We start from the raw sequence: 867 nt of genomic DNA on the forward strand, positions 1-867 counted from the left end.
CAGCGTTCGCGCGGACCGAACAGGTCGGTCAGCCCCGCGGCCTCGTCGTCGGAGTAGGACCGCCGCAACGGCTCGATGCGGACCTGGCAGCGCAGGGCGATCGCGTGCACCGGGTCGTCGCCGGTGGTCACCGCGATGCGGGCGGTCAGCACCGGGCTGACGGTGTACGGCTCGGGCGCCACGTCGAGGACCGTGAAGTCGATGTCCATCATGGTGGTGTTTCAGAAGGTGTGTCGGAAGGTGTTTCCAGCGCGTGGGCTTGCAGGTGGGAGAAGAAGCCGTCGATGAACTCGCGCGCCTCCTGCCCGCCGTCGAACCCACGCCACAGGATCCGCAGTCGCCCGACGAATTCGTAACAGGCGTCGATGGGGACCAGATAGGTCTGCGGCGGACCGGTGTCGGGGACCCGCACCAACAACGCCTCCACGTCGTCGGCCAGCAGTCCCACCCGTGCGTCGGCGCCGCCGAGGGTGTCCCAAACATCAAGCGCGAGTTCGGATTCGCAGGCGCCGGCCGGCCCGGGGTAGAAGGCGACGGTGCGCCCGAGCGCGGAGTTGGTGAAGAAGAAGGCCACCCCCACAGGGATCTGCAATGCCTCCCACGCGCGTCGGTCCAGCGCGAAGTCCGGGAAGGACAGATACCGGTCGGGCACCGCGCGGTAGCGCAGTTCGGCCTGGGTGTCGGTGAACAGCAGATAGCAGGCCCGGCAGACACACATGAGCTGCCGGTCGGCCACGTTGACCACGTGCTGGTGCTCGTCGGCGATCGATTCCGAGCACATCTCGCACCGCTCGCCGGCCGGTTCGGGGGCCGGCCGGTTGCTGCGGATGCGGGTCAGGACGTCGTACGGGGTGGTCATGCCGGGGC

The 867-nt window shown here is 68.9% G+C and carries 2 protein-coding genes; both read right to left on the reverse strand.

Features of this window, described 5'->3' with window-relative positions:
• Positions 1 to 212: DUF6084 family protein (locus A9X05_RS10230; RefSeq protein ID WP_231972876.1), on the reverse strand; the 212-nt coding region annotated here is incomplete at its 3' end.
• Positions 209 to 859 (reverse strand): DUF5947 family protein, encoded by a 651-nt coding sequence (locus A9X05_RS10235; protein WP_067760295.1) that lies wholly within the window; start codon positions 857 to 859, stop codon positions 209 to 211. The genes A9X05_RS10235 and A9X05_RS10230, both read right to left, overlap by 4 nt.
• Positions 860 to 867: the final 8 nt, after the last annotated feature.

The sequence above is a fragment of the Mycobacterium sp. E3298 genome (assembly GCF_001666895.1).
Taxonomy (GTDB): domain Bacteria; phylum Actinomycetota; class Actinomycetes; order Mycobacteriales; family Mycobacteriaceae; genus Mycobacterium.

What these genes read in the sequence shown, in the direction of transcription:
- A9X05_RS10235 (WP_067760295.1), bottom strand. Translation starts at nt 859, where the DNA reads ATGACCACCCCGTACGACGTCCTGACCCGCATCCGCAGCAACCGGCCG.